Source organism: Streptomyces sp. MZ04, from assembly GCF_004684775.1.
In the GTDB taxonomy this organism is placed as follows: Bacteria; Actinomycetota; Actinomycetes; order Streptomycetales; family Streptomycetaceae; genus Streptomyces.
Genome location: NZ_SRIC01000309.1, coordinates 1 through 9,213 on the forward strand (window position 1 = coordinate 1; position 9,213 = coordinate 9,213).

Genomic DNA, 9,213 nt, shown 5'->3' on the forward strand with positions numbered 1-9,213 from the left:
GTTCAGCGCGGGCCCTGCCGGGGCGGCGGGGGCCGAGGGGCCGTACGACTGGTTCTGCTGCTGTCCCGGGCGCTGCTGGGGGGCGGGGCCGCGGCCGCCGCGGTCGCGGGCCCAACGGGCCAGCTGGGCAACGCGCTTGACGACGAACTGGGTGTCCAGGATGCCGAGCATGCCGGCGAGCTGGACGGCCACCTCGTGCTGCGCGCCGCTGTTCTTGATGCGGGCCACGACGGGGCCCGCCTCGTCCAGGGCGGCGGCGCGGCCCGCGGGGGTCTCCAGGTCGTAGCGGCCGACGATCTGGCGGAGCGCGAACTCGAAGAGCGGCGTGCGGGGTTCGACCAGGTCGGCGACTGCCGCGTCGCCCTTGGCCAGGCGCAGGTCGCAGGGGTCCATGCCGTCGGGCGCGATGGCGATGTACGTCTCGGCGGCGAACTTCTGGTCGTCCTCGAAGGCGCGCAGGGCGGCCTTCTGTCCTGCCGCGTCACCGTCGAATGTGAAGATCACCCGAGCCGAGCCGTTGTCCATCAGGAGGCGGCGCAGGATCTTGATGTGGTCGCCGCCGAAGGCCGTGCCGCAGGTCGCGATGGCGGTGGTGACGCCGGCGAGGTGGCAGGCCATGACGTCCGTGTACCCCTCGACGACGACCGCGCGGGAGGTCTTGGCGATCTCCTTCTTGGCCAGGTCCACTCCGTAGAGCACCTGGCCCTTCTTGTAGATCGGCGTCTCGGGTGTGTTCAGGTACTTGGGGCCGTTGTCGTCGTCGCGCAGCTTGCGGGCGCCGAAGCCGACGACCTCGCCCCCGATGTCGCGGATCGGCCACATCAGGCGGCCGCGGAAGCGGTCGATGGGGCCGCGGCGGCCCTCCTGGGAGAGGCCGGAGAGGGTCAGCTCCTTGTCGCTGAAGCCCTTGCCGCGCAGGAAGCGGGTGAGGTGGTCCCAGCCCGCCGGGCTGTAGCCCACGCCGAAGTGCGCTGCGGCGGCCTGGTCGAAGCCGCGCCCGGCCAGGAACTTGCGGCCGATCTCCGCCTCGGGGCTCTCCAGCTGGTCGATGTAGAACTGCGTGGCGATCTTGTGGGCCTCGACGAGGCGGATGCGCTCGCCGCGCTGGTTCGCGGGGTTGTACCCGCCCTCTTCGTACCGCAGCGTGATGCCCGCCTGGGCGGCGAGGCGCTCGACCGTCTCCGAGAAGGTGAGGTGGTCGATCTTCATCACGAAGGCGATCGTGTCGCCGCCTTCCTGGCAGCCGAAGCAGTGGAAGAGACCCTTGCTCGGGCTGACCTGGAAGGACGGTGACTTCTCGTCGTGGAAGGGGCACAGACCCTTGAGGTTGCCGCCCCCCGCGTTCCGCAGCTGGAGGTAGTCGGAGACCACGGCGTCGATCGGGACCGCGTCCCGAACCGCCTTCACGTCCTCGTCATTGATCCTGCCTGCCACGTAGGAATACTACGGCCCTGCTGTGACACTCCCGCCCGGCCGGTCACGGGAGCAGCGACTCCAGGGGGACGGAGGGATCCGAGAGGGACTCGGCGGGCGGCCGGGCACCCGCGCGGATCAGCTTCTGGATGGTGTCCGTGACGTCCCACACATTCACGTTCATCCCGGCGAGGATGCGTCCCTCGCTCAGCCAGAAGGCGACGAACTCCCGCTTCCCGGCGTCGCCCCGGACCACGACCTGGTCGTACGTCCCGGGCGGCGCCCATCCCGAGTACTCCAGGCCCACGTCGTACTGGTCGGAGAAGAAGTACGGCACACGGTCGTACGTCACGTCCCGGCCGAGCATCGCGCGGGCGGCCGCCGGGCCGCCGTTGAGCGCGTTCGCCCAGTGCTCCACGCGCAGCCTCATGTCGAAGAGCGGGTGCAGGACGGCGGCCACGTCGCCCGCCGCGAAGATGTCCGGGTCCGAGGTGCGCAGGTCGGCGTCGACGACGATTCCGCCGCCGTGCGCGCGGTCGGCGATCTCGAGCCCGGCCGACTCGGCGAGCGCGGTGCGCGGGGCGGCGCCGATCGCGGCGAGCACGTCGTGCGCCGGGTGCTCCTCGCCGTCGTCGGTGCGGGCGGCGAGGACCAGGCCGTCCTGTCCGGTGATCTCGGTGAGCTTCGCGCCGAAGTGGAAGCGGACGCCGTGCTCGGCGTGCAGGTCGGCGAACATCTGGCCGAGCTCGGGGCCGAGGACCGCGTGCAGCGGGGTGGGCTCGGGCTCGACGACGGTGACCTCCGCGCCGTACGTCCGCGCGGCCGCGGCGATCTCCAGGCCGATCCAGCCGGCGCCGGCGATCACCAGGTGGCCGTTGTCACGGCCGAGACTGGCGAGAACCTGACGCAGCCGGTCGGCGTGCGCGAGGCGGCGCAGGTGGTGCACGCCCACCAGGTCGGTGCCCGGCACGTCGAGGCGGCGCGGCTCGGCGCCGGTGGCCAGAAGCAGCCGGTCGTAGTGGATGACGGCGCCGTCCCCGAGGCGGACGGCCTTGGCGGTGCGGTCGATGGCGACGACGGTCTGGCCTAGGTGCAGCTCCACGTCCGACTGTGCGTACCAGGCGGGTTCATGGACGAAGACGCTGTCGCGCTCCTCCTTGCCCAGCAGATATCCCTTCGACAGGGGCGGGCGCTCGTACGGGTGGTCGCGCTCGTCACCGATGAGGATCACCCGGCCGGTGAAGCCCTCGGACCGGAGTGTCTCGGCCGCCTTCGCACCCGCGAGACCTCCTCCCACAATGACGAACGTCTGATCCGCGTCGACCACTTGATGCCTCCTCAAAGCCTTGCCGTCAGGGGGAGCGTCCCGCACAGAGCGTGATGGGGGAAGGGGTTGCGGCCCTATCCGGCCAGTTTTCGTCACGCCCCGTGGTCGGTCTGCTCGGAAATGGGGCGCCGTGCGGTGAGCCGCGCGTGCAGCGAGCGCGCGGCGGCGTCCGTGAGTGACGCGATCTGGTCGACGACCACGCGCAGGGCCGCGCGATCGTCCGGCGCCGCGTCGTACAGCGCGCGGAACTGCGGGTCGAGCCCTTCGGGGGCGCGGGCCGTGAGCGCGTCGGCCAGCTCGGCGACGACGATCCGCTGATCGGCGCGTAGCCGCTCCTGCGCGGGGCGCTGCATCACATAGCGGTCGGCGACGGCCTTGAGGACCGCGCACTCGTGGCGGGCCTCGCGCGGGACGACCAGTTCGGCGGCGTACCGGGTGAGCGGGCCCGTGCCGTACCGCGCGCGCGTCGCGGCCTCCGCGGCGAGGCAGAAGCGGCCGATGAGCTGGCTCGTGGCGTCCTTCAACCGGGCCTGGGCGACGGCCGATCCGTCGTATCCGTGCGGCCACCACTCTTGGTCGAGGAGCCGGTCGAGGGCCTGGGAGAGCTCTTCGGGGTCGGTGTCCGCCGGTACGTAGCGGCCGATCGCCACGGCGAAGATGTCCCGGCGCTCGGGCTCGGCGTGCAGCAGGTTCGGGTCGAGGTGTCCGGCGTGCAGTCCGTCCTCGAAGTCGTGGACCGAGTACGCCACGTCGTCCGACCAGTCCATGACCTGCGCCTCGAAGCAGGTGCGCTGGCCCGGGGCCTGACTGCGGACCCAGTCGAAGACCGGCCGGTCGTCCTCGTAGACCCCGAACTTGGGGGACGCCGGGTCGGTGGGGTGGGAGCCGCGCGGCCAGGGGTACTTGGTGGCGGCGTCCAGGGCGGCGCGGGTCAGGTTGAGGCCCACGCTGACCAGTTCGTCCGTCTCCTCGCTTCTGATGAAGCGCTTCGGTTCGATGCGGGTGAGGAGCCTCAGCGACTGGGCGTTGCCCTCGAAACCGCCGCAGCTCTCGGCGACTTCGTTCAGCGCCTGCTCGCCGTTGTGCCCGAAGGGCGGGTGGCCCATGTCGTGCGCGAGGCAGGCCGTCTCCACCAGGTCCGGGTCGCAGCCGAGGGCCGCGCCCAGCTCGCGGCCGACCTGGGCGCACTCCAGGGAGTGCGTCAGGCGGGTGCGGGCGCTGGCGTCCCAGGCCTCGTTGCTCCGCGTGCCGGGGGTGACCACCTGGGTCTTCCCGGCGAGGCGGCGCAGCGCGGCGGAGTGCAGGACGCGCGCGCGGTCCCGCTGGAAGGCGGTGCGCCCCGGCCTCTTGTCCGGCTCGGCGGCCCATCGCTCGACGGCGGCCTTGTCGTAGGCGGCCTTGTCATAGGCCGCCTCGTCGTAGGCGGCCTCGTCGTCGTACGCGTTCGGTGCGGTGCCTTCCATGCACCGACAGTAAACGCAAGCAGTGACAAAGGGGGCTTCAGGGGCCCCCTCGGCCATGCGGCCGAGGGGCCGCCGGCGTCAGGCGGAGGTCAGCTGACGGGACGGGGGCCGTGTCGCCGGGGGCGCGGCCGGCGCCGCCGCCCCTGTCGTGCGGGCCTGTTCGTAGCGGTGCAGGACGAGGCGGGCCATCGCCTGCTGGTCGCCGAGCGGTGCGGCCGTGATCCAGGGCGCGGCCTCGGCGCACTGCGCGGCGAACCGGCCCGGCGCGGTGAAGTACGAGGCGACGGCGGTCCGGTGGCGTCCGCGGGCGGCGAGCGAGCGCACCGCGGCGGGCACGGTGAGCGGGGAGTTCGCGGTGGGCGACGCGTAGGCGGGGACGACCGGCACGCCGATCCGCCGGGCGAGGAGATCCGCCGTACGCCGGGTGTCGGCGGCGGAGTCCGGGTCGCGGGAGCCCGCGGCGGCGAGGACCACTCCGCCGGTGCGGCGCATCGCCTCGCTCGGGCGGGTCGGCCAGCCCGCCTCGACGAGCCGGGCGTGCAGCGCGTCGACGAGCAGGGGGTGCGGGCCGAGCGGGGCGGCGACGCGCGCGTCGAGGTGCGGCGCGGCGGCGATCGCCTCGGGGATGTCCTGCTTGACGTGGTAGCCGCGGCTGAGCAGCAGCGGCACGAGGACGGCGGAGCCGGTCGCCGCGGCGAGGGTGTCGGTGAGCAGCGGTTCGTTCAGCTCGATGTGGCCGAGCCGCACGGTGAGCCCGGGGCGCAGCTCCCGGACCCGTTCGAGCAGGGCCGAGACGGTGGCGAGGGCGCGCGGGTCGCGGCTGCCGTGCGCGACCACGATCAGCGCGGGCGCCGTTTCGGTGCGGCGCCTGCCGTCGAGCGACACGAGATTGAGCTGGCTGCCGAGCTGGCTGGTGATCCGGTCCATGAGTTGCGCCGTGCTTTCGAGAGGGGTGCCGTTCGGGAGCTGCGGCACGGAGGACTCGTAGCGAAGAGTGTTCGACGCCGTCATGAACCGAGGATGGCCGCGGCACATTGCGTCGGCGTTGCGCGCCGGTGACGGGTCGTTTCAGCCGGGCTCACGGCGGGCGTGGCGGCATTGTCAGTGAGGTCGCTTACGGTTGTTCGCAGTGACCGGATCGGGGGATCCGGCGGGGGACGGGGGTTCGGGATGGAACGGCCGGGGTGGGTCCGGTGGGCCCACTGGAAGCAGGGGGTCACACCGCTGTGGGCCCGAGTGCGGCGGCTGCGGCTGCCGCGTACGCGGCGGGGGCAGCGGCGGGCCGTGCAGGGCTTCATGGCCGCCTGCGTGGTGGCGCTGCTGCCGGCGACGTGGCTGTTCGTGACGACGGACGGCCGGCTGCGGACGACGGCGGACGTGCCGCACACGCGGGTCGCGGTGGTCTTCGGCGCGGGGCTGTGGGAGGGCGAGCCGTCGCCGTATCTCGCCCACCGCCTGGACGCGGCGGCCGAGCTGTACGAGGCGGGGCGGATAGAGGTCGTCCTGGTCACCGGGGACAACAGCCGGGAGGACTACGACGAGCCGGACGCGATGCGCGCGTATCTGACCGAGCGCGGTGTGCCGGGGCGGCGGATCGTCAGCGACTACGCGGGCTTCGACACCTGGGACTCCTGTGTACGGGCCAAGAAGGTGTTCGGCGTCGACCGGGCGGTGCTGATCAGCCAGGGCTTCCACATACGCAGGGCGGTCGCGCTGTGCCGCGCGGCGGGTGTCGCGTCGTACGGCGTCGGGGTCGACGCCAAGCACGACGCGACGTGGTACTACGGCGGCGCGCGGGAGGTGTTCGCGGCGGGCAAGGCGGCGCTGGACTCGGCGTTTCAACCGGATCCGCGCTTCCTCGGGCCCCGGGAGCCGGGCGTGGACCGGGCGCTGGCCGCGCCTCGCTGAGCCTGGCCCTGGGCCTTGAGCGGGGTCGGGGGGTGCGTCTGGCTGCTCCCGCTCGTCGGCCGGGTGCGGGCCGTGGTCCGTCCTCGCGCAGTTCCCCGCGCCCCTGAAGGGGCACGACCTGGCCCGGGGCCTTCAGCGAGGCCGGGGGTGCGTCTGGCTGCTCCCGCTCGTCCGCCAGGTGCGGGCCGTGGTCCGTCCTCGCGCAGTTCCCCGCGCCCCTGAAGGGGCACGACCTGGGGTGCGTCTGGCTGCTCCCGCTCGTCCGCCGGGTGCCGGTCGTGGTCCGTCCTCGCGCAGTTCCCCGCGCCCCTGACGGGGCACGGTCGGCTCACAGTGGGGTGCGGTCCTCGCTGAGGTCGGGTTACCGCGTGTGTAACGCGATCGCGTCGGGGCGTGTAACACGCGCGGCGGACTCTGGCTGGTATGCACTCCAAGGCGACACCGACCCACTGTCCGTACTGCGCGCTGCAATGCGGGATGGGCCTGACATCCGGCCCCGGCGGGGTGGAGGTCGTGGAGCGCCCCGAGTTCCCCGTGAACGGGGGCGCGCTGTGCGGCAAGGGCCGCACGGCGCCCGCTGTGCTCTCCTCCCGGGTGCGCCTGACCGAGCCACTCATCCGATCCCACGCCACGGGCCGGCTCGAGCCGGCCACCTGGGAGGAGGCCATCGGCCGTGTCGCCGACGGGCTCTCCCGCACGCGTACGGAGCATGGCCCGGACGCGTGCGGGGTGTTCGGCGGCGGCGGTCTGACCAACGAGAAGGCGTACGCGCTCGGGAAGTTCGCGCGGGTGGCGCTCGGCACGTCGCAGATCGACTACAACGGCCGGTTCTGCATGTCGTCGGCGGCGGCCGCCGGGCAGCGGGCCTTCGGGCTCGACCGCGGTCTGCCGTTCCCGCTGGCGGACGTCCCGCGCACGGGCTGCGTGATCCTGGTCGGCTCCAATCTCGCCGAGACGATGCCGCCCGCACTGCGGTATCTGACGGAACTGAAGGAGAACGGCGGCAAGTTGATCGTCGTCGACCCGCGCAGGACCCGCACCGCCGAGCAGGCCGATCTGCATCTGGCGCCGCGGCCCGGCACCGACCTGGCGCTCGCGCTCGGGCTGCTGCATCTGGTGGTGGCCGAGGGGCGGACGGACGAGGCGTTCATCGCGGAGCGGACGAGCGGCTGGGAGGAGGCGCGGGCGGCGGCGATGGCGCACTGGCCGGAGTACGTGGAGCGGATCAGCGGCGTCGCGGTGCCCCAGCTGCGGGACGCGGTGGAGATGTTCTGCGACGCCGAGTCGGCGATGGTGCTCACCGCGCGCGGCCCCGAGCAGCAGTCCAAGGGCACGGACACGGTGGGCGCGTGGATCAACCTGTGCCTGGCCACGGGCAACGCGGGCCGACCGCTTGCCGGTTACGGTTGTCTGACCGGGCAGGGCAACGGGCAGGGCGGACGCGAGCACGGCCAGAAGGCGGACCAGCTGCCCGGCTACCGCAAGCTGACGGACCCGGCGGCGCGGGCGCATGTCGCCGGGGTGTGGGGCGTCGACCCCGATTCGCTGCCGGGCCCCGGCCGGTCCGCGTACGAACTGCTCGACGCGCTCGGCGGGGACATCAAGTCCCTGCTCCTGATGGGCTCCAACCCGGTCGTCTCGGCGCCTCGCGCCGCGCACGTGGAGGAGCGGCTGCGGTCGCTGGACTTCCTGGCGGTGGCCGACGTCGTCCTCTCCGAGACGGCTCAACTGGCCGATGTCGTGCTGCCGGTGACGCAGTGGGCCGAGGAGACGGGCACGGTGACGAACCTGGAGGGCAGGGTGCTGCTGCGCCGCCAGGCGGTGACGGCACCCGACGGGGTCCGCAGCGACCTGGACGTACTCCACGGCCTCGCCGCCCGCCTCGGCCACGAGAAGGGCTTCCCGACGGACCCGGAGGAGATCTTCGACGAGCTGCGCAGGGCGAGCGCGGGCGGCCCGGCGGACTACTCCGGCATCTCTTACGCACGCCTGAAGGAGGGCAACGGCGAGGGGGTCTTCTGGCCCTGCCCGGCGGAGGACTTGGCTCCGGCGGAGGAGGAAGAGGAAGAGACGGACGCCGCGCACCCCGGGACCCCGCGCCTCTTCCTCGACCGGTTCGCCACCGAGGACGGGCTCGCGCGGTTCGTGCCCGTCGTGCACCGGGCCGCCGCCGAGGAGGCGGACGCGGAGTATCCGGTGCTGCTGACCACCGGGCGGGTACTGGCCCAGTATCAGTCGGGGGCCCAGACGCGCCGCGTCGACGAGCTCAACTCCGCCGCTCCCGGCCCCTTCGTGGAGCTGCATCCGCGGCTCGCCGCGCGGCTGCGGATCGAGGAGGGCGAGCCCGTGACCGTCGTCTCGCGGCGGGGGCGGGCCGTCGCCCCGGCGCGGATCACCGGGGCGATCCGGTCGGACACCGTCTTCATGCCGTTCCACTGGCCGGGCGAGGGACGGGCCAACTCCCTGACGAATCCGGCACTTGACCCGGTGTCGCGAATGCCGGAGTTCAAGGTGTGCGCGGTACGGCTCGAGAGGGAGTAGCCCACGGTCACGCTCCTGCCGGAATCAGCAGGTGCGTCCCACGTAGTGCGCGCCCTGGATCTTGCTCGCCGAGCCCAGCCAGTGGTTGCCCGGGCCCACACAGCGCTCGTAGTCGGGGGCGAGGGCGACCCTCACCTGGATGACGACGTTCGAGCCGTCGCTCGTGCAGTGGTTGTAGAACGCGTCGCTGCCGGTCTCGTAGAACCCGCAGGGGTTCATGACGGCGGCCGGGGCGTGAGCGGACGCGGCGGCCGCCACGGGGAGGCCGAGAGTGAGGGCTACGGCGCCGACGAGGGCCGGAAGCGAACGGCGAAGGCTCATGGGGCAACTCCTGCTGAGGACGTGGTGCTCACGCACCGACTCGCGCACCGACTGGTGCACACGGAGAGTGCCACAACCGCGACCCTTCGTGATCATGCGGTTCGGGCGCGTCGCTCGCACGGGTGACGGAGTCCACCGGATCGAGTGCGCAGGCGTTTGAGCTGCGGAATCCGCGCCACGGACCAGCCCGGCGCCCGCGCCGCACCCCCTCACCGCCCCGCCCGGAACGACGCCCAGTCC

At 73.0% G+C, this 9,213-nt stretch carries 7 protein-coding genes; 2 read left to right on the forward strand and 5 right to left on the reverse strand.

The features are described from left to right. The 4 genes from dnaG to E2651_RS37025 all read right to left on the reverse strand — a co-directional run. On the reverse strand, window positions 1-1,434 hold a 1,434-nt coding region (gene dnaG / locus E2651_RS37010; protein WP_135335654.1), incomplete at its 3' end, for a DNA primase. Between the two features lie 43 nt (window positions 1,435-1,477). Continuing rightward, on the reverse strand, window positions 1,478-2,740 hold the full coding sequence (locus E2651_RS37015) for an FAD-dependent oxidoreductase (protein WP_135335655.1): 1,263 nt from the start codon (window positions 2,738-2,740) through the stop codon (window positions 1,478-1,480). Window positions 2,741-2,832: 92 nt separating this feature from the next. Then, window positions 2,833-4,203 carry a deoxyguanosinetriphosphate triphosphohydrolase gene (locus E2651_RS37020; protein WP_135335656.1) on the reverse strand — a complete coding sequence of 457 codons (1,371 nt, stop codon included), beginning with the start codon at window positions 4,201-4,203 and terminating at the stop codon, window positions 2,833-2,835. Window positions 4,204-4,281: 78 nt separating this feature from the next. Continuing rightward, window positions 4,282-5,214 (reverse strand): sirohydrochlorin chelatase, encoded by a 933-nt coding sequence (locus tag E2651_RS37025; protein WP_135335657.1) that lies wholly within the window; start codon window positions 5,212-5,214, stop codon window positions 4,282-4,284. Window positions 5,215-5,373: 159 nt separating this feature from the next. Between E2651_RS37025 and E2651_RS37030 the strand changes: the two genes are divergently transcribed. Beyond that, window positions 5,374-6,111 carry an ElyC/SanA/YdcF family protein gene (locus E2651_RS37030; RefSeq protein ID WP_135335658.1) on the forward strand — a complete coding sequence of 246 codons (738 nt, stop codon included), beginning with the start codon at window positions 5,374-5,376 and terminating at the stop codon, window positions 6,109-6,111. Between the two features lie 423 nt (window positions 6,112-6,534). Next, a complete protein-coding gene (locus E2651_RS37035) occupies window positions 6,535-8,652 on the forward strand; it encodes a molybdopterin oxidoreductase family protein (RefSeq protein WP_135335659.1) in 2,118 nt (705 codons plus the stop codon). 24 nt (window positions 8,653-8,676) lie between these two features. Here the strand turns inward: E2651_RS37035 and E2651_RS37040 are convergent, their stop codons facing one another. Beyond that, the gene (locus tag E2651_RS37040; RefSeq protein WP_135335660.1) at window positions 8,677-8,973 is read right to left on the reverse strand and encodes a DUF6355 family natural product biosynthesis protein; all 297 of its coding nucleotides are present in this window, start codon (window positions 8,971-8,973) and stop codon (window positions 8,677-8,679) included. Window positions 8,974-9,213 lie beyond the last annotated feature (240 nt).

Bases quoted from the DNA above. Each gene is read 5' to 3' on its own strand.
- E2651_RS37020 (WP_135335656.1), bottom strand. From the start codon at position 4,203: ATGGAAGGCACCGCACCGAACGCGTACGACGACGAGGCCGCCTACGAC.
- E2651_RS37025 (WP_135335657.1), bottom strand. From the start codon at position 5,214: ATGACGGCGTCGAACACTCTTCGCTACGAGTCCTCCGTGCCGCAGCTC.
- E2651_RS37040 (WP_135335660.1), bottom strand. From the start codon at position 8,973: ATGAGCCTTCGCCGTTCGCTTCCGGCCCTCGTCGGCGCCGTAGCCCTC.
- E2651_RS37030 (WP_135335658.1), top strand. From the start codon at position 5,374: ATGGAACGGCCGGGGTGGGTCCGGTGGGCCCACTGGAAGCAGGGGGTC.
- E2651_RS37035 (WP_135335659.1), top strand. From the start codon at position 6,535: ATGCACTCCAAGGCGACACCGACCCACTGTCCGTACTGCGCGCTGCAA.